The organism is Granulicella sp. dw_53 (assembly GCF_018449545.1).
Classification (GTDB): domain Bacteria; phylum Acidobacteriota; class Terriglobia; order Terriglobales; family Acidobacteriaceae; genus Edaphobacter.
The window spans coordinates 24395-46996 of sequence record NZ_JAAVUR010000023.1; the positions used below are offsets into that span (position 1 = coordinate 24395).

Consider the following 22602-nt stretch of genomic DNA (forward strand, 5'->3'; position numbering starts at 1 on the left):
GCTGCTTCAGGCTATGGGTTCTAGCACAAGCTGCGGGTTATTCTTGCTGCCTTGCTGCTGCTGGGCGATGGGTGTTAGGTCATCGCCTGCTTCTATTTTTGTGCTCGCTTCCCTGTGGCCGGCCCCTGTGAATGTTGAGCGTGAGCCTCATTCAGGGGGCCGTGCCGGGGAGGAGCGGTATCGACTAATCTGCTGCGGCGATAGCTGGCAGAGGCACTTTCTTCTGGTCGGCCTGTTTGATCAGTTCGACGTCGAGGCAGAGCGACTGCAGTTCGCGAATAAGAACGTTGAACGACTCGGGTACACCCGGCTCGATGGCGGCTTCGCCCTTGACAATGGCTTCGTAGATCTTGGTACGGCCGAAGACGTCGTCGGACTTGGCGGTGAGCAGCTCCTGCAGGATGTAGGCGGCGCCGTAAGCTTCCAGGGCCCAGACCTCCATCTCACCGAAGCGCTGTCCGCCGAACTGCGCCTTACCGCCCAGCGGCTGCTGGGTGATGAGCGAGTACGGTCCGATGGAGCGAGCGTGGATCTTGTCATCGACAAGGTGGGACAGCTTGAGCATGTAGATGTAGCCGACCGTGGCAGGCTGCTCGAACGGATCGCCGAGCATGCCATCGAAGAGCTGCGTCTTGCCCGAGCTGGGCAGGCCAGCGGACTTGAGCAACGCCTTGATCTCGGTCTCGCGTGCACCGTCGAAGACTGCCGTGCCGAACCAGATGCCGCGCTTCATGCCGGCGGCGACGCGCAAGGTCTGCTCGTCGTCGAGGTCCAGAAGCTGGTTGAGAGCGGCGGTACCGGCGAAGCGCGCCTTGAAGAGCTCGCGAACTTCGTTGGCCGAGCTCATGGTAGCGGCGAGCTCAGCGACCTGCTTGCCGAGTTCGTGCGCTGCCCAACCGAGGTGCGTCTCGAGGATCTGTCCGACGTTCATACGCGAAGGCACACCAAGCGGATTCAGAACGATCTCGACAGGCGTTCCATCGGGGAGGTACGGCATATCCTCTTCCGGCAGAATGCGAGCGATAACGCCCTTGTTGCCGTGGCGTCCGGCCATCTTGTCACCGACCGAAAGCTTGCGCTTCATGGCGATGTAGACCTTGACCATCTTGATGACGCCAGGCGAGAGCTCGTCGCCCTTCTGCATCTTGCCGATCTTCTCGTTGGTGATCTTGCGCAGAACATCGATCTGGCGCGACGTCATCTCCTCGATCTCATCGATCTGCTCGTTGACGCGGGGATCCTTGTCAGCGTAGCGAATGCGCTTGAGGTTACGAGTGCTGATCAGCTCGATGGTATCGCGGTCGAGGATGTCGCCCTTGTTGAGGAGCTTCTTGTTGGTGCGCTCATCGTGAAGGTCGGCCAGCACTTCCTTGGTGCCCAGAATGGCCTCAAGGCGCTTGAGCCGCTCGTCGGTAAGAATGCGGATTTCGTCCGCAAGGTTACGCTCGAGCTTCTCGATCTGCTCCTGCTCGATCTGCTTGGCGCGCTCGTCCTTCTCCTGTCCCTTGCGGGAGAAGATACGGACGTCGACGACCGTGCCTTCGATACCCGGAGGGCACGTCAGCGAGGCGTCGCGAACGTCGCCGGCCTTCTCGCCGAAGATGGCGCGGAGGAGTTTCTCTTCCGGCGTCAACTGCGTCTCACCCTTCGGCGTTACCTTGCCGACGAGGATGTCGTTGTGGCCGATCTTGGCGCCGATGCGGATGATGCCCGAGTCGTCGAGATCGCGCAGAGCGTGCTCGCTGACGTTGGGGATATCCCGCGTGATCTCTTCCGGCCCAAGCTTCGTGTCACGCGCTTCGATCTCGAACTCCTCGATGTGGATCGAGGTGTAGTAGTCCTCGCGGACCAGCTTCTCCGAGATCAGGATCGCGTCCTCGAAGTTGTACCCGCGCCATGGCATGAAGGCGACCAGAACGTTGCGGCCGAGGCCGAGCTCGCCCTGCTCCGTGCAAGGACCGTCGGCGATGACCTGGCCCTTGATCACGCGGTCGCCCTTGCGGACGATCGGCTTCTGGTTGATGCAGGTGTTCTGGTTGGAGCGCTTGAACTTCGTCAACTGGTAGATGTCCGAGCCAACCTCACGCGACAACTGCGTGGGGTGATGCTCTCCTTCTACGCGGACGATGATGCGCTCGGAGTCGACCGAGTCGATGATGCCGTTGCGCTTGGCCAGGATGACGGCGCCGGAGTCGCGGGCGGTGACGCCCTCCATGCCGGTACCAACGAAGGGAGCTTCAGCGACGAGCAGAGGAACCGACTGACGCTGCATGTTCGCACCCATCAGGGCGCGGTTGGCGTCGTCGTGCTCGAGGAACGGAACCAGCGAGGCGGCGACCGAGACCAGCTGCTTCGGCGAGACGTCAACGTAGTCCACTTCGGACTTGTTGACCAGCACGAAGTTGCCCTGGCGCCGGGCATCGACGATGTCCTGCACGATGTTCAGCTTCTCATCGAGCTCGATGTTGGCCTGCGCGATCGTGTGACGATCCTCTTCCCACGCCGAAAGGTAGAAGCTGAAGGGAGCAAGATCCATGGTGCGCTTCTTGTCCTTCTTCAACTGCTCGTTCTGCTTGTGAGCCTCTTCGATCTCGAGGTAGTCTCCCTGCCGCAGACCGGACTCGCCGGCGTTGGTGACAGAGACGAAGTCGAGCGCACGGCCATCCTTCACGCGACGGTAGGGCGACTCGATGAAGCCATACTCGTTGATACGCGCAAAGCAGGAGAGCGACGAGATAAGACCGATGTTCGGGCCTTCCGGCGTCTCAATCGGGCAGATGCGTCCGTAGTGGGTCGGGTGCACGTCGCGGACTTCGAAGCCGGCGCGCTCACGGGAGAGACCACCGGGCCCAAGGGCGGAGAGGCGACGCTTGTGCGTGATCTCCGAGAGAGGGTTGGTCTGGTCCATGAACTGCGAGAGCTGCGAGGAGCCGAAGAACTCACGAATCGCGGCCATCACTGGCTTGGCGTTGATGAGATCGTGCGGCATCGCGGTCGACATCTCCTGATAGACCGACATCTTCTCCTTGATGGCGCGCTCCATACGGACGAGTCCGATGCGGAACTGGTTCTCCATCAACTCGCCGACGGCGCGAACGCGACGGTTGCCAAGGTGATCGATATCGTCGACGTTGCCGATGTTCTTACGCAGCTTGAGGAGGTAACGGATGGTCCCGTAGAAGTCCTCAGGGGTAAGGGTGCGCTTGTCGAGGTGCTCCGGAGACTGATCCTCGTAGAGCTTGATGTTGAACTTTAAACGGCCTACACGCGAGAAGTCGTACTTACGCGGATCGAAGAACATGCCTTCGAAGAGCGCAGTCGCGGTGTCCAGCGTCGGTGGGTCGCCGGGACGCAGCTTGCGGTAGATCTCGATCAACGCCTCTTCAGGCTTGCGCACGGAGTCGCGGCGAAGCGTGTTGGTGATGATGTTGCCCACGTCGTCGCGCTCAGGGAAGAAGACCTCGAAGCTGGCAACGCCGGACTGAAGGATCTTGTGCAGCTTGTCGGCGGTGAGCTCCTGGTTGGCCTCGTAGAGCAGCTCGCCGGTAGACATATCGACGATGTCGGAAGCAGTCATCGCGCCGTCGAACTCGCTGGTCTCGACTTCGACGTGCGTGATCTTCGCCGCGCGCAGAGCCTTGAGGCTGTGGGCCGAGACCTTGCGGGTTGCGGGAACGATCTCTTCGCCCTTGACGGTGATGCCCGCCGCGGGACGTGTGCCCTGCAGGTTGGAGGGCTTACCCTCTTCGGCGACGGTCCAGTTGAGCTTGCCTTCCTTCACCTGGATAGTATCGACCGTGTAGAAGGTCTTGAGAATCTCCTCATCGGTACGCAGGCCGAGGGCGCGCAGGAAGATGGTGCCCAGGAACTTGCGCTTGCGGTCGATACGCACGTAGAGGGTGTTCTTCTGGTCGTACTCAAACTCCACCCAGCTACCGCGGTACGGAATGATCTTGCCGAGGAAGTAGGTACGGTTGTTGGCGGTCTCGAAGAAGACGCCTGGCGAACGGTGGAGCTGCGAGACGATGACGCGCTCAGTGCCGTTCACGATGAAGGTGCCGTTCTGCGACATCAGCGGAATGTCGCCGAAGAACACTTCCTGCTCCTTCATGTCGCGGAGGCTCTTGACGCCAGTCTCGGGATCCTTGTCGTAGATCTTCAGGCGGATCGTAACCTTGAGCGGGGCGGAGTAGGTCATGCCGCGCTCCTCGCACTCCGCCTGGTCGTACTTCAGTTGCAGGCCGACAGGGTCGCCGCACTTGGTGCAGAAGTCGGGGGTGTTCTTGTTATAGGTGCCGCAGAAGTTACAAAGGACGTCGCCCGGATGGAACGGATCGGTGATGACCATGTGTCCGCAGTGCGAGCAGGCCGTCCGAAGGTGGTTGAGACCCTTGAGGTAGCCGCACTTGCACTCCCAGTTGCCGATGGAGAAGTCCACGAACTCAAGCTCCGAGACGTTGCGGAAGTCGGTAATCGGGAAGACAGAGGTGAACACCGACTGGAGGCCGTTGTCCTCGCGCTCCTGGGGCAGCTTATCCATCTGCAGGAAGCGCTCGTAGCTGCGGCGCTGAACCTCGATGAGGTTGGGGATCTGGATAGAGGTGGGAATCTTGGAAAAATCAAGACGGCTACGGATCGCGCGCATTTCGCTGGACATGCTCTCTCCTGAGACTTACCATTCGAGGCCTCATGGATCGACTTGCCTGCATCCGATGACTGGGATACAGATGCGTCGACCGTTCAAGAGGTGGAGGGCGGTACGACCCTCCGGGTTTGTTTCGATGGCGCGGTGAAACTTGTTTGGGAACTGCCGCCCTCGATTGCGGCTGATCCCGTGCGCTAAATGTCTTGCCGGATTGAAAAGTTCCGGTGTATCAGGTTGGACGATCTACTTGGGTTAAGTCGTGCTGCTGTCTCTGCCTACCTAAAATCTCTAGTCTCTGAAATCTCTGCAATCGTGTGGTCCTGAAGCTGGTCGTGCTTGAAATCTGACTGCATTTCGTCGTGCCTGCCTGCGGCTTCCTGCTGAAAACTTTTAATATGAGCGCCGCCCTGGAGCTGTTATAAAGAACGCGTGCAATCCGCCGGTGGGACGTTTTTGGCAAAGATGCCGATAAACACGGCAAAAGCGCTCACAGGGACAGCTTGTCCCTCGAGCGCAAAGATCGACTTGTGCACTGTTTCCTTCGTAATGGTTTGAATACCTGCCGCCATTTGAGGCTCGCCCTGCCTCAAAGTTGCTGCGCTCGATTGATTCTTGTTGCACATCGCGCATCCGCCGCTTGAAACACGATGTGGCCGGCTCCTTAGCCTGCGCTTGCAGGATGAACCGGAAGTACTGCCGCTGGTTGAGTCAAGAGCGTCCGCCAAATAGCACGCCAAGGCGGAACGATTCTTCTTCAATAAGAAGAATATCGCGTTCCGGCCTGGCGTGCAACTTCTGGCGTTAACTACTTGATTTCTACGGTCGCTACGCCTTCGAACTTCTTGGCGATGGCAGCTGCGTCGTCCTTGGAGATATTCTCCTTCAAGGGCTTCGGTGCGCCGTCGACCAGATCCTTGGCTTCCTTCAAGCCGAGAGCGGTAACTTCGCGTACAGCCTTGATGGTGTTGATCTTGTTCGCGCCGGCATCCTTCAGGATGACGGTGAACTCGGTCTTCTCTTCGACCGGCGCCGCTGCTGCCGCGCCGCCGCCGGCTGCCGGGGCTGCCACTGCTGCAGCTGCCGAAACGCCGAGACGCTCTTCGAGCTTCTTGACCAGAGCCGAAGCCTCGAGGAGGCTGAGGCTAACGATTGATTCTTCCAACTGCTGAAGGTCTGCCATTTTATTTCTCCAATTTGATGTCTAAACTTGATGGTGCTTTTGTGCTGATTGCCTTCCGAAGCTAGACCGCTCTTCGGCTGCCTGAGCCCCTCCGGGTTTCCGCTGCGCCCAGACTGGCGCACCCGGGTGGGTCAAGCGAAACTTGTTATCCCTCGACCGGATCCGTGGTCGCGGCTTCGCCAGCCTGAGAGGCGGTTCCATTCTCGGGCTGCGCTGCATCCGTCGCGGCGGGAGCTTCAACTGCATGCGCCTCGGCGATCAGCTCTCCGGCAGCTGCCGGGGTAGCCTCTGCAACCGGAGCAGCCTCGGCAACGGGAGCAGCTACCGGCGGAACAGCCGCACCAGCAAACTTCTCCTTCTCGACGCCTTGGTTGATGACGACAGCAAGATCGCGTCCGGTCGCATTGATGACCGTGGCGAGCCGTTGTGCCGGCGACTGGATGAGGAAGAGGAGTTTCGAGAAGAGCTCTTCCTTGCCAGGCATGTTGGCGAGCTCGGAGATCTCCTGAACGGTGATGACCTTGCCGTCTACGATGCCGAGCTTGAAGGTGAACTCCGCGTTGTCCTTGACCCATGTGGACAGGGCCTTGGCCAATGCAACAGGATCGCCGGAGGTGTAAGCGACCGAAGAGACACCCTTGAGGCCCTTGAGAGCCGCCTCAACCTTGGTGCCTTCGCCGGCGCGTGCCGCGAGCTTGTTCTTGACGACGTGGTAGCTTCCGCCGGCGCCGCGAACGGCCTTGCGCAGCTCGAAGTCTTTGGAGGCGGTGAGTCCGGCAAAGGTGCCGATAATCGCGGAGGTGGAGTGCTCGAGCTCGGCTGCAAGCTGTCCGATCTTCTCCGTCTTTTTTGCTCTGGTCAATGGCATAACGTTTTAGCCTTTAGCTGCCAGCTCTTCTCTACTGGCTTGAAAATTTGTGCCACGCAATTCGCGGGCGGAAACATGGTCGAAGGACCGAAACAGCGGTTCACCAGCCTTAGGACTTACCAGCCGCCTCAGCAGCAGCGTAGTCCAACTGGATGCCAGGGCCCATCGTGGAGCTGAGCGTTACGCCCTTGATGTACTTGCCCTTGGCGGCGGATGGCTTTGCCTTCACGACGCTGGAGATAACGGTCATCGCATTGTCGATCAGCTTCTGTGGATCGAAGGACAGCTTGCCAACCGGAACGTGAACCAGAGCGGTCTTATCCGTGCGGAACTCAACCTTACCGGCCTTGATCTCCTTGACTGCAGACGCAACGTCGGTGGTAACGGTTCCCGTCTTCGGATTCGGCATGAGACCCTTGGGGCCGAGCACCTTACCCAGACGTCCAACCGACTTCATCATGTCAGGCGTGGCGATCAGGGCGTCGAATGCGGTCCAACCCTCTTTCTGAATGCGCTCTACTAACTCTTCGCCGCCGAAGAACTCTGCACCGGCCGCTTCCGCGTCCTTGATCTTATCGCCCGAGGCAATAACGGCGACGATCTTGGTCTTGCCGAGGCCGTGAGGCAGAACGACCGTACCGCGGACCATCTGGTCGGCATGCTTCGGGTCGACGCCCAGGCGCATGGTCAGGTCGACAGTCTCGTCGAACTTCGCATATTTAGCCTTCTGGAGGAGCGGAACTGCATCCGCGAGGACATATGGACGGGGCTCAACGAGCGCGCGCGCCTTCGTCAAATTCTTGGAGATCTTTCTCATTCTTCCCTCGTCTCCCACCCCTCTGGAGTTGATCCCTCCGGGCGTGGTTCTCGACTGGACTCAACTTGGAGTTGAGACACTCTTATGAGTATGCCAAAGTTTGCGGGTTCATGCAACCTTGATGGCCGTATTCCGGCGTCCAGTCTTGCTTCCTGCGGATGTCATCACCAGAATCTCTCCATTGGCATCGCGTTCCGCGCGCAGAAAATCATTCGCCGCGCAGAAGCGCATCAGCTCCTCGTCGCTCATCGGAGTCTCGGGCCGAAACTGCATCGGAAGCGGCATCCCTGTGACGGCAAAATTCATAACCCATTGTACGAAATAAGCTCTTGACGGACCGACTGGGCGGGGATACTCTTCTCCTCAAGAAGGCGAATAAAAGGCGAATACGAATTGGCCACACTCAACGACACCCTCTTTCCGATCCTTCCCTCTCAGCCGACCGGCCTCGCCCGGCTGGCGGCTGAAGCGGAGCACGCGGAGGATGGTCATCTGGTGGAGTTCAGGACGCTGAAAGTGCGCAGCATCCTGAATAAATCAGTGTCGAAGCGTCAGTTGTCGCTGGCTTACAGCATCAATCCGTACCGGGGATGCGAGTTCGGTTGTAAGTACTGCTACGCCCGGTATACGCATGAGTTTCTGGCTCCAAAGGTCGTGGAGCCGGGCCAGGAGGAAGACAGCGCGGTGGGGACTGTGTCTGGCGCCCCGGAGGGTCTCGCGAACCTGCGGGACCCCGAGGCGTTCGAGCGCAAGATCTTCATCAAGCAGAGCGCAGCCTGGCTGCTGGAGCAGGAGCTGCGCCGCATCGATCCATCCCAGGAGATCGCCCTGGGAACGGCGACCGACCCCTACCAGCCGATCGAGCGTCGCACCCGCGTCACCCGATCGATCCTGGAGGTCTTCAGCCGGCGTTCGGGCTACCGGCTGGGGATCGTGACCAAGTCGAGGCTGATCGAGCGCGACATCGATCTGCTCACCGAGATCGGCAGGCGCAACACGCTGGTGGTCCATGTGACCATCACCACCGCGGATACAGAGCTGGCGCGAAAGCTGGAGCCCCGCGCCCCGCGTCCCGATCTTCGCTTTGCCGCCGTCAAGCGGCTGCGTGCAGCGGGAATTACGGCAGGCATTCTATGCTCGCCGCTCCTGCCAGGAATTACAGATTCTGCCAATGCGCTCGACCAGATGGCGCGGCAGGCGGCGGTCGTGGGGGCAAGCTTCTTTGCCGCGCAGCCGCTGTTTTTGAAGTCGTGTTCCCGTCCTACATACCTGAGCTTCGTTCGGGAGCACTTCCCCACTTTGGAGGCGGACTATGCGCGGCGGTTCGCGGTGAGGGACTTCGCCGCTCCCGCATATCGTAAGCAACTGGCCGAGATGGTCGCCGAGGTCTGCGCGAGGCATGGGCTACGCGCAAGGTCGAGCGAAGCCCTCCTCACCCGCGACCCAACTGGAGCAGTCCGCCGCCCGGTCGGAAAGGTCGGAGCCGAATTGCAGCAGAGACTGTTTGCCTAAAACTTCAGAGGAGTGAACGATGCGAACATCGTGGAGGATTCGGATAATGTGGCAAGGGGAACGATGTCGCACGCGACGGCGTAACGGCCCCATAACGCGAGCACGGCGGGGTTGGTGTGTGCGCGCTCGACGCCTCCAGCCGTCCACTCGAAGACCTCCACAATCGTGCCGTCCTGCGCCTGGCAGCTCGTCACCGGATAATCCGTCGCCAGACCCTCGGAACGGAGCAGGGGGACATGCTCCCGGGTAAGCTGCACAAGTTCCGCTTCTCTTCCGGGCTTGGGTTTATAGGCAACGATCACCAGGGTCGCAGCGGGGTTCGTGTTCATGCCTTCCTCCACAGGCCGAAGACCATGCCAAGAGGATCAGCCTGCTGAACGGCGCAACCAAAGAGCTTGCTGCAGAAGCCCGTGCAGCCGTCCGGATCCTTGGAAATCACCTGAGATGCAGAATCGGGGTAAGACATGGCGGGAGTTTACGCCGAGACTCTTCAGCGCGGCCAGCAAAATCAACCGTGAATTCTTCCAAACGCCTCACAAGTCAAAGCGAGTACGTACCGGCTCATCCCCACCCGGAGACCACATTGAAGCCAGTTATCCCAGAACAGCTATCCCTGAACAGTCTGCGACCGAGCTGCCACACGCTGTGCGGAACCCGCCGCCACCTGGCGCGCATGGATCCGAAACAGACGAAACATTGCGATACATACCCCGTAAGCCAACAGTACACCTACCGCAAGTGAAGCTAACACCGCTGAAATCAATACAATCGACGAATTCACAAACATTCCTTTTTTAGCCCACTCAGCCTGCCGGTCACGTACGACATCCATGCCCGCAAAAACTGATTATCGCTTCTCTCGGATTACCTTCGCGTTAATACTCCAATAACCCAGCCGAAGGGTAACATCCCACGAAGGTGGATCATATTGTCTGTTCGGATACCGCCTCCCCCTTCAACGCATCCGCCGCATGACGTATCCTAAAGACTTGGCCGTATAGCGGCCCCAATCTCTATGGGCATCACACATATCACCGTCCGCGGAGCGCGTCAGCATAACCTCCGCAACGTCGACGTCAGCATTCCGCGCAACACCCTCACCGTCGTCACCGGCCTCTCCGGCTCCGGAAAATCCTCGCTCGCCTTCGATACCATCTACGCCGAGGGCCAGCGCCGTTACGTCGAGACTCTCTCCGCCTACGCACGCCAGTTTCTTGACCAGATGGAGCGCCCCGACGTCGACGCCATCGACGGTCTCTCCCCGGCCATCTCCATCGAGCAGAAGACCACCTCCCGTAGCCCCCGCTCCACGGTCGGCACTATCACCGAGATCTACGACTATCTGCGCCTCCTCTACGCCTCGGTAGGCCAGCCCCACTGCCCCAACTGCCAACGTCCCATCTCCCGCCAGACCGCCGACCAGATCGTCGAGCGCATCGTCTCGCTCTCCCCCGGCGAGCGCATTACCGTCTTCGCCCCCATCGTCCGCGGCCGCAAGGGTGAGTTCCGCGAAGAGCTTGAAGCCCTCGATCAGCAGGGCTTCCGCGCCCGCATCGACGGCGAGATCACCGAGCTCACCGAGGGAATGCGCCTCGAAAAGCGCAAGAACCACACCGTCGAAGCCATCGTCGACCGCATCATCCTCAAGCCGCTGCCTCCCGAGAACACCAGCGCCGCCCTCGCCTACGCGGCCCCCCGCTACGACACCCGCCGCCTCGAGACCTCCGTCCTCAAAGCCCTGCAGATGGCCAACGGTCTGGTACTCATCGGCCTCCAGGACCCCGTCACCCGCAAGCAGGAGGAGACCCTCTACTCCTCCTCCATGGCCTGCCCCGACTGCGGCATCAACGTCCCCCGCCTCGAGCCCCGCAGCTTCTCCTTCAACTCCACCTACGGCGCCTGCCCTGAGTGCCACGGCCTAGGCAGCATCTACGACTTCGACCCCGCCCGCACCATCACCGACTGGTCCAAGCCCCTGCTCGACGGCGCCATGGGCCCCGGCTCCGGCTCCGCCTACCTCCTTCGCCTCATCAAGCTGGCCGCCGACAAATACAAGATCAACATCAGGGTGCCCTTCGAGCAGCTCACCTCCGAGCAGCAGAACCTCTTTCTCTACGGTCCTCCGCGCAGCGAGGCCAGCCGCACCGGCTTCCACGGCATCTTCGCCTACCTTCGCGCCAACCTCGAAGACACCAAATCCGAGGGCTACCGCGAGTACATGATGCAGTACATGTCCGCGACCACCTGCCCTGTCTGCAAGGGTCGCCGCCTGCGCCCGGAGTCCCTCGCCGTCACCGTCAACGACGCCTCCATCGCCGACTTCACCGGCCTCTCGCTCGAACGCGCCCTCGAAGCCTCCCGCACCATGCTCTTCACCGGCCGCGACCGCATCATCGCCGACCGTCTCCAGCGCGAGATCATCGAGCGCCTCGAATTCCTCAACGCAGTCGGCCTCGGCTATCTCTCGCTCGACCGCTCCGCCGCCACCCTCTCCGGCGGCGAAGGCCAGCGCATCCGCCTCGCCACCCAGATCGGCTCGCGCCTCCGCGGTGTCCTCTACGTCCTCGACGAGCCCTCCATCGGCCTCCATCAGCGCGACAACCAGCGCCTCATTACCGCGCTCGAGAACCTGCGCGACCTCGGCAACACCGTCCTCGTCGTCGAGCACGACGAAGACACCATCCGCAAGGCCGACTACGTCCTCGATCTAGGCCCCGGAGCCGGCAAAAACGGCGGCTTCCTCATCGCCGACGGCACTCCCCAGCAGATCATGGACAACCCCGCCTCCATCACCGGCCAGTACCTCGCCGGCAAGATCGAGATCGTCGCCCGTGCAAATCCGCGAGCCCTCACCGGCAAGTGGCTCACCGTCGAAGACGCCCACTCCCACAACCTCCAGAACGTCACCGCCCACTTCCCTCTTGGCGTCATGACCGTCGTCTCCGGAGTCAGCGGCTCCGGAAAATCCACCCTCGTCAACGACATCCTCTACCGCGCCCTCGCCAAGAACCTCTACGGCTCCCGCGAAGAGCCCGGCCAGCACGGAGCAGTGCGCGGTATCGATCAGCTCGATAAGGTCATCCAGATCGACCAGTCCCCCATCGGACGCACCCCGCGCTCCAACCCCGCCACCTACACCGGCGTCTTCACCGCCATGCGCGACCTCTTCGCCATGCTCCCCGAGTCCCGCGAGCGCGGCTACAAACCCGGACGCTTCTCCTTCAACGTCCAGGGCGGACGTTGCGAGGCCTGCCAGGGCGAGGGTCAACGACGCATCGAGATGAACTTCCTACCCGACGTCTACGTCCTCTGCGAGGTATGTAACGGTCGCCGCTACAATCAGGAGACCCTCTCCGTCAAGTTCAACGGCTACAGCATCGCCGACCTCCTCGACCTTCCCATCGAAGACGCCGTCCCCATCCTCAAGGACATCCCCAGCGTCCACATCAAGCTCCAGACCCTCGTCGACGTCGGCCTCGGATACATCCACCTCGGCCAGTCCGCTACGACGCTCTCCGGCGGCGAAGCCCAGCGCATGAAGCTCGCCCGCGAGCTCTCCAAGCGCCAGACCGGCCGCACCCTCTACCTCCTCGACGAACCCACCACCGGCCTCCACTTCGACGATGTCCGCAAGCTCCTAGAGGTCCTCCACCGCCTCACCGACCTCGGCAACACCATCATCATCATCGAGCACAACCTCGACATCATCCGCAACGCCGACTACGTCCTCGACATGGGCCCCGAAGGCGGCGAAGCCGGCGGCCGCGTCATCGCGCACGGCACCCCTGAGCAGATCGCCACCGTCTCCGCCTCCCACACCGGAGCCTTCCTCGCCCGCCACTACACTGCCAGCATGCCCAACTTCGCCGAACGCAACGGCGTCAGCCACGCAGGCCCTCAGCCCTTCGACCCCAGCACCCCCGAAGACCGCAAGAAGGATGCCCGTGGTAAGTTCATCGTGCCCGACAAGAAGACCGGCGTCCCCAAGGCTAGCTCCGCTAAGCCGGAGGAGCGTAAAACCAAGGCAGCCAAAAAGTCCGTAGCAAAGAAGACAGCCGCACCGAAGACAGCCGCCAAAAAATCCGCCAAGTCTGCAACCAAGAAGGCTGCGAAATGATCCCCCGCCCCGCCGATCAGCGCGTCGAAGACCAACCCGGCGACCTGCCCGTTCCCCGGCCCATCGTGCCTATTCTCCCCTCGGGGGAGATCGAAGCCATCGTCCTGCCCCCGCTCGACAACACCCCCAACGACGCTCCCAACTCCGATCCGCCAGCCCGCATCCCTCATCTCGGTCATGCCGTTCTCTTCCTCGCCATCACCGGAGCCATCCTTCTCTTCAGCCAGTTCTTTCTGGGCTACTTCCACGAGCGCGCAGCCGCCGTCGCAACGCAGACTATCGCTAACCCGACCACCGCCACCAAGGCCGAGCACGCTCTCGCCGACATCTCCCCGCGCCTCCTCCTCGCATCCGAGGCCTTCACCTACATCGCCACCCTGACCATCTCCTGGTTTCTCTTTCCGCTGCTCTGGCATCGATCCTTCCCTGTCGGCCTGCAGACCAACGCCCCCGCCGCCGGCCGCAACGCCCTGCGGCTCGTGCCCATCGGCATCACCTTGTCCTTCGTGGTGCAGGCCGTCTCCTCCCTCATCACCATGCCCAAGTCCATTCCCATGGACGACTTCTTCCGCAACCCCACCGACGTCTGGCTCATCACCGCCTTTGGAACCATCCTCGCCCCGCTCTTCGAAGAGACCCTCTTCCGAGGATTCCTGCTCCCTGGCTTCGCCATCGCCTACGACTGGCTCTCCCTGCCGCGCATCCCCGCCGCCCGCGAGCAATGGAACTCCTCGAACGCCCTCTCGTTCCCCGCCCTCGCCTTCTCCGCCGTCCTCACCAGCATCCTCTTCGCGCTCCTCCACGGCCAGCAGACCGCCTTTACCTGGCCCGTCCTGCTCCTGCTCTTTTGCGTCTCCCTGATCCTCACCGCCATCCGCATTCGCCTCCGCTCCGTCTTCGCCTCGGCACTCGTCCACGCCAGTTATAACTTCGCCGTCTTCCTGACCGCCTTCCTCGCCACCGGCGGCTACCGGCACCTCGACCGCCTCACCCGATAACCAACCTCACTCCCCCGCTTTGGACTCATCCGCTCGTTTTCGGCTCATCCGCATATAGACTGGCAACCGAAGCTCGGAGAACCAAACGCACATGGGTCTGACCAACCAGTCAATACTTCTTCTCGTGAAAGCCGCTCTCACCGGAGCCCTCGGCGGACTCCTCTTCGGCTTCGACACCGCCGTCATCGCAGGAGTAACCCACTCACTCCAGCTCCAGTACGCGCTCAGCGAAGGCCAAAAGGGCTTCACCGTGGCCATCGCCCTCTACGGCACCGTATTCGGAGCGATCTTCAGCGGCCCGCTCGGCCAGAAGATCGGCAGCCGCAACGCCCTCCGCGTCACCGGAATCCTCTACGTCGTCTCCGCCATCGGCTGCGCCTTCGCCGCCAACTGGCCTATGTTTCTTATCTTCCGCTTCCTCGGCGGCCTCGGCATCGGAGGCTCATCCGTCCTCGGTCCCGTCTACATCGCGGAGCTCGCCCCCGCCAAGTGGCGTGGCCGCATGGTCGGTCTCTTCCAGATCAACATCGTCATCGGCATCCTCGCCGCCTACCTCTCCAACGCCATCGTCGCCCACTTCGCCCTCGGAGCCATCGAGTGGCGCGTTCAGCTTGGAGTCGGCATCCTTCCCGCAGCTCTCTTCCTCCTCATGCTGCTCACCGCTCCCCATAGCTCCCGCTGGCTCGTCAGCCAGAACCGCATCGACGAGGCGACCCTCATCCTCGCACGCATGGGCTCACCCGACTCCCGCGCCGAGGTCGACGCCATGGCCGAGGCCCTCCGCGCCGAAGGCGGAGCCACCCAGCACAGCCTCTTCCAGAGCCGCTACTCCAAACTCATCTTCCTCGCCGTCTCCATCGGCCTCTTCAACCAGCTTTCGGGCATCAACGCCATCCTCTACTACCTCAACGACATCTTCGCCAGCGCTGGCTTCAGCTCCGTCTCCTCCAACGTGCAGGCCGTCGTCATCGGCCTCGCCAACCTGCTCGCGACCTTGTTAGGCATCTCCATCATCGACAGGGTAGGACGCAAGGCCCTCCTCCTCACCGGAGCGATAGGTTGCGGCCTCGCCCTCAGCGGAGTCGCCTGGGTCTTCTACACCAACTCTCACCTCGGCCTGCTCCTTCCTCTACTCGTCGGCTTCATCATCTTCTTTGCCGTCTCGCAAGGAGCCGTCATCTGGGTCTACCTCAGCGAGGTCTTCCCCACCAACGTCCGCTCCAAGGGCCAGAGCCTAGGCTCCTCCACCCACTGGATCGCCAACGGCATCATCGCCAACGCCTTCCCCTACATCGCCGTCTACTCCCGCGCCCTGCCCTTCGCCTTCTTCGCCGTCATGATGGCGGTGCAGTTCTTCACCGTGCTCTTCCTCTACCCAGAGACCAAGGGACAGACCCTCGAAGGCATGCAGGCCCACCTCGGCCTCCACTGAGGACACCCACCGCACGACCCAGGTCACACCAGGACGTTCGATTTTGACGCTTGACCAAGCGCCCCCTAGAATCGACAAGACCATGCCAGCCGACAACCGCGCCGACCTTCTCGACCTCATCGCCACCCACTCCTTCAAGCTCGGCGACTTCACCCTCGCCAGCGGCCAGAAGTCCGACTACTACATCGACTGCCGCATCACCACCCTCCACGCCGAGGGCGGACGCCTCTCCGGGCTCGTCCTCTACGACCTCATCCGCGAGCAGGTTCCGCACCCCGAGACCATCGAAGCCGTCGGCGGCCTCACCATGGGAGCCGATCCCCTCGTCTCCAACACCGCCTCCGCCAGCGCCTGGGCCGTCCACGATCAAGCCGAGCTCGCTGCCCTCATCCCCAACGAAGACCTCGACCAGGACCTCGGCGAAGACGCCGCCACCGCTCCCACCCTCATCCACGGCTTTCTCGTCCGCAAAGCAGAAAAGACCCACGGCACCGGCCGCCGCGTCGAGGGCTTCCTGCGCCCCGCAGCCCGCGTCGTCATCGTCGACGACGTCTGCACCACCGGAGGCTCCACCATCACCGCCATCGAGGCCGCCCGCGAGGCCGGAATGACCGTCGCCGCCGTCCTCTGCCTCGTAGACCGAGAACAAGGCGGCCGCGCCCGCATCGAAGCAGCCCTCAACGACCCCAACGACCCCACCGCCCCCTTTCTCGCCGCCTTCACCGCCACCGACGTCCGCACCGCCCACTTAGCCTTGCAACGCCCTTGACCGGCAAACGGACCCGATGAAAAAGAATTTACTCAGAGGTGATCAATAAGGACCTGCGCTGCGCCTCAATGTGGCAGTTTCACTGCCAATTCCGGTTGCGCAGCACTTTATCAACTTTCTTTCCCAGAACTCATCTGTGAATTTATCCATCTGTACCTTTCTTTTGATCCCATGAAGGTCTAACGTCTCCTTATGAGCACCATCAAAGACTGTCCGGGCTGCAAATCATCCCAGGTGGGCCGCGCACACCGCACAACGTTGGATTATCTCTTATCCCCCTTCCACCTTCTCCCGTTTCGATGCCGCGAATGTGGTCGTCGCTTCTACGCCTCACGCCACATCAGCTCACCCAGGGTGGTCCGTCCGGAGCCTGACGGATCACTGTAGACCGTCATCCTTAATCGTCACTTCGTCTAAACTTAACGAATGATTCCGACACTCGAATGGCTCCCCACCGGCGTTAACTTCCTCGATCAAACAAAACTCCCCCTCGAAGAGACCTACGTACTGGCGACCGACTACAAGCAGGTCGCCACCGTCATCCGCGACATGATCGTCCGTGGAGCTCCAGCCATCGGTGTCTCTGCCGCCATGGGCGTAGCCATCGGCATCGATCGCAGCACCGCGACCGACCTCCCCACCCTCACCGCCGAGGTCGCCGTCATTGCCAAGACCCTCGCCGAGACCCGCCCCACCGCCGTCAATCTCTTCTGGGGCATCGACGAAGTCCGCAACCTCTATAACGAGCTCGCAGCAAAGAACACTCCCATTCCCGAGATCAAAGCCGCCGTCATCGCCAAGGCCCGCCGCATGTACGACGAGGACATCGCCTCCTGCAAACAATTGGGGGCCAACGGCGCATCGCTTCTGCCCCAGGAGGGCACCGTCCTAACCCACTGCAACGCCGGAGCCCTCGCCACCTGCGGCTACGGCACCGCCCTCGGCGTCATCCGCGCCGCCATCGAGGCCGGCCACAAGATCGACGTCCTCGCCGACGAGACCCGCCCCTTCCTGCAAGGCGCACGCCTCACCGCCTGGGAGCTCATGAAGGACGACATCACCACCACCGTCCTCTGCGACAACATGGCCGCCCACCTCATGTCCAAGGGTCGCATCCAGGCCGTCATCGTAGGCGCGGACCGCATCGCCGCCAACGGCGACACCGCCAACAAGATCGGCACCTACGGCGTCTCCATCCTCGCCAAGGAGTTCGGCATCCCCTTCTACGTCGCCGCGCCCTGGTCCACCATCGACATCGCGACCGCCTCCGGCGACCTCATCCCCATCGAGCAGCGCGCCGCCACTGAGGTCACCCACTCCAACGGCAAGCAGATGACCCCCACCGGCGTAGGCATCGAGAACCCCGCCTTCGACGTCACCCCCGCCAAATACATCACCGCCATCATCACCGAGCGCGGCGTCCTCCGCGGTCCCTTCACCGAATCCATCCAACAGATGAACAAGCAGACCGCTCCCGAACTCCTCCCCGCCTGATCGCTTCGATCAGTGCCCCGAGGACAAGGCACCAGACGAATAAAACCCTCCCTCTCGAGAGCATCAAGGCGCCATCTGTTCCTTACGGAAAAGGATGGCGCCTTGATGCTTAACAAAACCACGAGAAGCTAAATATGGAGTCGACCGCTGGGCCGCGTCTCTCCGTGGAATCAAGAGAACGTATCGACTCGACGAACAAACGTCAGTTCAACGGAAGCCGCCAGATCTGTTTTGCTTGCGTCTCGCGAGTGCAAGCGATGCGGAGTCCGTCGGGGGAGACACGCGGATGCATCAAGTTGCCGGAGTCGTGAGTCAACTGCTGCGGCACACCTCCTGTCCGGGAAATGGAGAAGAGCTGCATTCGATCACCAGCCAGCCCGCTATAAACAATGCTTTTTCCATCGTGGGACCAATCCAGACCACCGTAGGCGGTGTCTTCATAATCAAGCACCTTCTGTGGATGCGAACCGTCAGATTGAACGATCCACAAAGTTCGCTTTCCAGCGCCACGATCATCCTCCACGGCGATCTCTCTTCCGTCCGGCGACCACATCGCCCACAGAACACTCCGAGTCGTCGGGAGCGACAGCATCTCCGTTGTGAGCACGACCGCCTTCTGGGTATCCAGCGTAAGCACCCAAAGTTTACTGATACCCGGCGCCCCTCCGCGCTGCTCCGAGAGCATCAATAATTTCTGGCCATCCGGAGACCAGTACCCAGGTCCAGTCTCCAAACCAAAGTTTGTCAGCCGGATCTCCGGTGCGTGCACATCGTCAGCACGCCGGAGATAGAGATCATCGGTGCTCCCCGGACTCCGAGGCCCCGGCACAGGTCCCGGGGAACGATGAGAATGAAAGACGATCCATTTGCCGTCCGGCGACCAATCAGGGGGAAAATCCTCGTGATAGCCGGAGACGATCACGGAAGGTTCTGAGCTCCGGTTTCCTTCCGCACCAACCCCGACCACGCCGTCATCGAGGTCCATGGGAAAGTCTGCCATGCGTACGTCGCCGAAAAAATATGCGATCTTTGTTCCGCTCCGATTCCACATCGGAATCTGGCCACCTGGGATCAACTCCGTAACGGCTCCTCCTTCCCTTGGAAGAGTGATGATGGAATCGTTTATCAAAGAGCGAGTCCAGTACAAGTTGCCGTCCGCGATGACAGGTCCCGTATTGTCCCTTCCTGGAGTGGCCACCACGAGGCGAACGCTACCAGTGTTGAGATCCATCTTGTAGATCTTGAGCCATCGGTCGACGTGTGGCTGGTGACGCATGCTGTCGTCCGGCGCTTTGTCCGACGACAGCGCCATATAGGCGCTCTTGCCATCCGGGGACAGTGCAATCTGCCCTCCCTGGGAGCTGCCATCGAGCCGGTCGGCGACCACCTTCGTCTCGCCTGTATCGACAACCACTCTGGAGAGCGACGATACGCCCTTGCTGTCGCGCGCCAGGTAATAAAACACTTTGCCGTCGGCGGAGAAGGCCATGGCGATCACGGATCCAGCGGGATTGTAGCTGCGAGAGTGATCACGCGGCCCCAAAGAGAGCCCATGATCCGGCGCACTCGGATCGAAGGAAGCGATCGTGCTCCCGTCGAGAGAACACCCCACCATTGCACCCGCGGGGAGACTTGAGACTCGGTCCGATTCACGCCCAGGCAGAAACCAACCATGCTCGTCTCCGTGGCTCCCGTGGCGCGCCAGTCCCGGAGTGCCGAGACCGCAGAACACCGCGCTATCAACGCTATCGAGACCTGCCGTAAGCTTCGTGTCCTCTCCACTGCCTGTCGGTAATGCGAAGAGATGCACCCTTCCAGGACCGCGTCCAAAGAGGGCCCCAGTTGCATCCGGGGAAAGAACCACCGGCGCATAGTATCCCAGAAACCAATTGTTCTCGGGCTGCTGAAAGACCAGCACCTCTTGCGAACTAGAGCGCGGTGGCGCCTGAGCGACACACATCAGCGTACCCCACAGACCTGCGACAACAAAACTTCTACGAATCATCTGAAGACCTCCTTAGTCTGCGGTACGGCACACTCTTGTTATCTGTTATGGCTAAAAGACATCTCAACCTGTGACGTATTCCCCATATCCATCAAAAAGGCCGCAAAACTAGATCTGGAACCGAGACATGCGATTTTCGGCATTGGGCATGATGCCTACATAGCGCCAATCCACTCTCGCGCCTATCCTAGAGAGGTGGAGCCCCCTCGCACCCCCGCGCATTCCCAGACCGCCTATTACCTCTCCACCATCCGTCGAGACCTCTTCAATCTCCGCCGCCACTCCCTCGTCCGCGCCAGCGCCTTGGTTCTGCTCTCGCTCGCCGCCGCCCTCCTTCTCTCCGATTTCCCCAACAACCGCCGCACCCTCTTCCTCATCCTTCCCGCCATCGTCGCCAGCATCGGCACCGCCGACACCGTCCGCTGCATGCAATCCCGCTGGAGCTACTACCACGCCGGCGTGATCCTCTGCATCTACATGGACATTATGGTCGTCGGCATGATCGTCTTCTTCCTCCTCTACCCCTACATGGCATGGCTGGCCTCCAGCACCTAGCGCCTCCCAGCATCGGCCTCGTACTACAATCACCTCATCCCCCGGAGACCCTTCGTGCGCCCAGACAAAACCCTCGCTGTCTCACTTGCGCTCTTCAGCACCCTCATCCAGACATCTCTCCCTGCCCAATCTCCGCAGCACCCCACACCAGCCACCGCCGCCTGGTGGGCCCAAACCACCGCCCTCTCCGGCGATTCCATGGAGGGCCGCGACACCGGCACCGAAGCCTACGAACGCGCCGCCAAGTACGTAGCCGCTCAGTTCAGCAGCGCTCACCTCAAAGCCGCAGGCGACAACGGCACCTTCTTCCAAACAGTCCCCATGCACCAGGTCGACCTCGACACCTCGCAGTCCACCGTAACTCTCACCGCCGCCTCGCAAGCCGCAGCAAAGCCCACCCCGCTCCACCTCCTCGAAGAAGTCACCCTCGCTCCGCGCGAATCCCTCCCCGCAGACCTCACCGGCGCGCTCATCTTCCTCGGCTACGGCCTGCCCACTCCCGGCCAGGACCTCCACAACAAGATCGCCGTCTTCTTCAACAACACCCCAGCCGGACTCTCCCCCGCAGACCGCGACACCTTCGCCCCCCGCCGCACCAAAGCCCTCGCTCAAGCAGGCGCCCTCGCTACCCTTTCCATCGACAACCCCGCCGCCACCGAACCCACCCACTGGCCCGCCGCCTACGCCCGTACCGTCACCCTCACAAATAGCCCAACCGCCGCGCCCTCAACCGCCCCCATAGCCCTGCGCATCAGCGCCGAGTCTGCCCCCAAGCTCTTCGCCTCCACCACCCAAGCCTTCGCCCCCATCCTCGAAGCCGGAGAACACGGCACACCCCTCACCCCGCTCGACCTCAACGCCACCTTAAGCCTCCACCTCGTCACCCACAGCAAAGACATCTCCTCCCCCAACATCCTCGCCGTCCTCCCCGGCTCCGACCCCACCCTCGCCCCCGAGTACGTCGCCCTCTCCGCCCATCTCGACGGCTACGGCTACGGAACCCCAGTCTTCGGCGACAAGCTCTACAATGGCACCCTCGACGACGCGGCCTACGTCGCCCTCCTCATCGAAATCGCCAAGAATCAAAACACACTTTCCCAGAAAGACCACCCGCGCCGCTCGCTTCTCTTCTGCATCTTCACCGGCGAAGAGAAAGGTCTCCTCGGCTCCGCATACTTCACCACGCACCCGACTGTTCCCGTCGCAAACATCGTCGCCGACCTGAACCTTGACCAGCTCCGCCCCATCTTTCCGCTTAAGATCCTCACCATGGAAGGCATCACCGACTCCACCCTCGGCGACACCGCCCGCACCGTAGCCGCGAAGTTCAACATCGAGCTCCGCCCCGACCTCGAGCCAGAGCGCAACCTCTTTCGCCGCGCAGACAACTACAACTTCGTCCGCATAGGCGTTCCCATCGCCAGCTTCATCTTCGGCTACGACCGCGGCTCGAAGGAGGAGATCATCTACCGCGACTGGTACGCACGCCGCTACCACAAGCCCCAGGACGACCTCGCCACGCCCATCGACTGGAACGCAGCCGCCACCTTCAATCAGTTCTATGCGGACCTCGCCATCACCATCGCCAACACCTCGGACCGTCCCTCCTGGTCCCAATCCAGCTCCTACGCCCCCGCTCCCAAAACTCCCATTCCACCCGGCTGCACTACGACAGATGGAAAATTAGAAAAGTGCCATTGAGACATTCAGTCAGTTTCATCCCTCCTTCGTCCAACCCTCCGATATACTCCTTCATCGGAACAGATACGACACAGACAACACACGAGTAACATCCACCGCTAAGGAGATCCACTCATGCTCAAGGGCTTTCGCGACTTCATCCTGCGCGGCAACGTCGTCGACCTCGCTGTCGCCGTCATGATCGGCGCGGCATTCAACTCCATCGTCGCCTCCTTCACCAAGGACATCGTCGGCCAGCTCATCGCCGCTCTCGCTGGCAAGCCCGACTTCGGCAATCTCGACATCCATCTCCGCGGCACGCCCATCCACTACGGCAACTTCCTCAACGCCACCATCTCCTTCGTCATCACCGCCAGCATCGTCTACTTCCTCATCGTCCTGCCGCTGAACTATCTGCTCTCCAAGATCAAAGGCCCCGAAGCCGCCTCTACCAAGCCCTGCCCTCAGTGCCTCAGCGACGTTCCCCTCACCGCGACCCGTTGCAAGTTCTGCACCCAGCCAATCTAAGT

General features: G+C 61.4%; 17 protein-coding genes. 9 read left to right on the top strand and 8 right to left on the bottom strand.

The genetic code is table 11. From position 1 onward, the window contains the following. Positions 1 to 184: 184 nt before the first annotated feature. From rpoB to HB393_RS23280, 6 genes are all read right to left on the bottom strand, one after another. A complete protein-coding gene (gene rpoB / locus HB393_RS23255) occupies positions 185 to 4657 on the bottom strand; it encodes a DNA-directed RNA polymerase subunit beta (protein ID WP_213807611.1) in 4473 nt (1490 codons plus the stop codon). Between the two features lie 404 nt (positions 4658 to 5061). Continuing rightward, the gene (locus tag HB393_RS23260; RefSeq protein WP_213807612.1) at positions 5062 to 5268 is read right to left on the bottom strand and encodes a hypothetical protein; all 207 of its coding nucleotides are present in this window, start codon (positions 5266 to 5268) and stop codon (positions 5062 to 5064) included. Positions 5269 to 5450: 182 nt separating this feature from the next. Continuing rightward, positions 5451 to 5825 (bottom strand): 50S ribosomal protein L7/L12, encoded by a 375-nt coding sequence (gene rplL, locus HB393_RS23265; protein WP_213807613.1) that lies wholly within the window; start codon positions 5823 to 5825, stop codon positions 5451 to 5453. Positions 5826 to 5970: 145 nt separating this feature from the next. After that, entirely contained in the window at positions 5971 to 6693 is a 723-nt protein-coding gene (gene rplJ / locus HB393_RS23270; protein WP_213807614.1) for a 50S ribosomal protein L10, read from the bottom strand. A gap of 109 nt (positions 6694 to 6802) precedes the next feature. Continuing rightward, positions 6803 to 7510 carry a 50S ribosomal protein L1 gene (gene rplA / locus HB393_RS23275; protein ID WP_213807615.1) on the bottom strand — a complete coding sequence of 236 codons (708 nt, stop codon included), beginning with the start codon at positions 7508 to 7510 and terminating at the stop codon, positions 6803 to 6805. A gap of 108 nt (positions 7511 to 7618) precedes the next feature. Next, positions 7619 to 7816, bottom strand: a complete 198-nt coding sequence (locus tag HB393_RS23280; protein ID WP_213807616.1) for a Uma2 family endonuclease — start codon at positions 7814 to 7816, stop codon at positions 7619 to 7621. 87 nt (positions 7817 to 7903) lie between these two features. Between HB393_RS23280 and HB393_RS23285 the strand changes: the two genes are divergently transcribed. Continuing rightward, complete coding sequence (locus HB393_RS23285) at positions 7904 to 9022, top strand: radical SAM protein (protein ID WP_213807617.1); 1119 nt, start codon at positions 7904 to 7906, stop codon at positions 9020 to 9022. Here the strand turns inward: HB393_RS23285 and HB393_RS23290 are convergent. Next, positions 9019 to 9351 carry a hypothetical protein gene (locus tag HB393_RS23290; protein WP_213807618.1) on the bottom strand — a complete coding sequence of 111 codons (333 nt, stop codon included), beginning with the start codon at positions 9349 to 9351 and terminating at the stop codon, positions 9019 to 9021. The genes HB393_RS23285 and HB393_RS23290 overlap by 4 nt on opposite strands. 686 nt (positions 9352 to 10037) lie before the next feature. On the opposite strand from HB393_RS23290, the gene uvrA reads away from it, so the two are divergent. From uvrA to mtnA, 5 genes are all read left to right on the top strand, one after another. Then, a complete protein-coding gene (gene uvrA, locus HB393_RS23295) occupies positions 10038 to 13139 on the top strand; it encodes an excinuclease ABC subunit UvrA (protein WP_213807619.1) in 3102 nt (1033 codons plus the stop codon). Next, a complete protein-coding gene (locus HB393_RS23300; RefSeq protein WP_213807620.1) occupies positions 13136 to 14137 on the top strand; it encodes a CPBP family intramembrane glutamic endopeptidase in 1002 nt (333 codons plus the stop codon). The genes uvrA and HB393_RS23300 overlap by 4 nt, the downstream gene beginning before the upstream one ends. 91 nt (positions 14138 to 14228) lie before the next feature. Further along, positions 14229 to 15569, top strand: a complete 1341-nt coding sequence (locus tag HB393_RS23305; protein WP_213807621.1) for a sugar porter family MFS transporter — start codon at positions 14229 to 14231, stop codon at positions 15567 to 15569. Between the two features lie 82 nt (positions 15570 to 15651). Further along, on the top strand, positions 15652 to 16338 hold the full coding sequence (locus tag HB393_RS23310; RefSeq protein WP_213807622.1) for an orotate phosphoribosyltransferase: 687 nt from the start codon (positions 15652 to 15654) through the stop codon (positions 16336 to 16338). Positions 16339 to 16764: 426 nt separating this feature from the next. Next, positions 16765 to 17832, top strand: a complete 1068-nt coding sequence (gene mtnA, locus HB393_RS23315) for an S-methyl-5-thioribose-1-phosphate isomerase (protein WP_213807623.1) — start codon at positions 16765 to 16767, stop codon at positions 17830 to 17832. 202 nt (positions 17833 to 18034) lie between these two features. Here mtnA and HB393_RS23320 read toward each other — a convergent pair whose 3' ends face one another. Beyond that, entirely contained in the window at positions 18035 to 19837 is a 1803-nt protein-coding gene (locus tag HB393_RS23320; RefSeq protein WP_213807624.1) for a PD40 domain-containing protein, read from the bottom strand. Between the two features lie 195 nt (positions 19838 to 20032). Here HB393_RS23320 and HB393_RS23325 point away from each other — a divergent pair, with 195 nt between their 5' ends. From HB393_RS23325 to mscL, 3 genes are all read left to right on the top strand, one after another. Next, positions 20033 to 20392, top strand: a complete 360-nt coding sequence (locus HB393_RS23325; RefSeq protein WP_345945402.1) for a permease — start codon at positions 20033 to 20035, stop codon at positions 20390 to 20392. 54 nt (positions 20393 to 20446) lie between these two features. Next, a complete protein-coding gene (locus tag HB393_RS23330) occupies positions 20447 to 22093 on the top strand; it encodes a M28 family peptidase (RefSeq protein WP_213807625.1) in 1647 nt (548 codons plus the stop codon). A 114-nt stretch (positions 22094 to 22207) separates the two neighbouring features. Further along, positions 22208 to 22600: a large conductance mechanosensitive channel protein MscL gene (mscL, locus tag HB393_RS23335; RefSeq protein ID WP_213807626.1), complete on the top strand. Its 393-nt coding sequence runs from the start codon at positions 22208 to 22210 to the stop codon at positions 22598 to 22600. Positions 22601 to 22602: the final 2 nt, after the last annotated feature.

Coding starts and splice junctions, on each gene's coding strand:
- rpoB (WP_213807611.1), bottom strand. CDS start 4,657: ATGTCCAGCGAAATGCGCGCGATCCGTAGCCGTCTTGATTTTTCCAAG.
- HB393_RS23260 (WP_213807612.1), bottom strand. CDS start 5,268: ATGTGCAACAAGAATCAATCGAGCGCAGCAACTTTGAGGCAGGGCGAG.
- rplL (WP_213807613.1), bottom strand. CDS start 5,825: ATGGCAGACCTTCAGCAGTTGGAAGAATCAATCGTTAGCCTCAGCCTC.
- rplJ (WP_213807614.1), bottom strand. CDS start 6,693: ATGCCATTGACCAGAGCAAAAAAGACGGAGAAGATCGGACAGCTTGCA.
- rplA (WP_213807615.1), bottom strand. CDS start 7,510: ATGAGAAAGATCTCCAAGAATTTGACGAAGGCGCGCGCGCTCGTTGAG.
- HB393_RS23280 (WP_213807616.1), bottom strand. CDS start 7,816: ATGAATTTTGCCGTCACAGGGATGCCGCTTCCGATGCAGTTTCGGCCC.
- HB393_RS23290 (WP_213807618.1), bottom strand. CDS start 9,351: ATGAACACGAACCCCGCTGCGACCCTGGTGATCGTTGCCTATAAACCC.
- uvrA (WP_213807619.1), top strand. CDS start 10,038: ATGGGCATCACACATATCACCGTCCGCGGAGCGCGTCAGCATAACCTC.
- HB393_RS23300 (WP_213807620.1), top strand. CDS start 13,136: ATGATCCCCCGCCCCGCCGATCAGCGCGTCGAAGACCAACCCGGCGAC.
- HB393_RS23305 (WP_213807621.1), top strand. CDS start 14,229: ATGGGTCTGACCAACCAGTCAATACTTCTTCTCGTGAAAGCCGCTCTC.
- HB393_RS23310 (WP_213807622.1), top strand. CDS start 15,652: ATGCCAGCCGACAACCGCGCCGACCTTCTCGACCTCATCGCCACCCAC.
- mtnA (WP_213807623.1), top strand. CDS start 16,765: ATGATTCCGACACTCGAATGGCTCCCCACCGGCGTTAACTTCCTCGAT.
- HB393_RS23320 (WP_213807624.1), bottom strand. CDS start 19,837: ATGATTCGTAGAAGTTTTGTTGTCGCAGGTCTGTGGGGTACGCTGATG.
- mscL (WP_213807626.1), top strand. CDS start 22,208: ATGCTCAAGGGCTTTCGCGACTTCATCCTGCGCGGCAACGTCGTCGAC.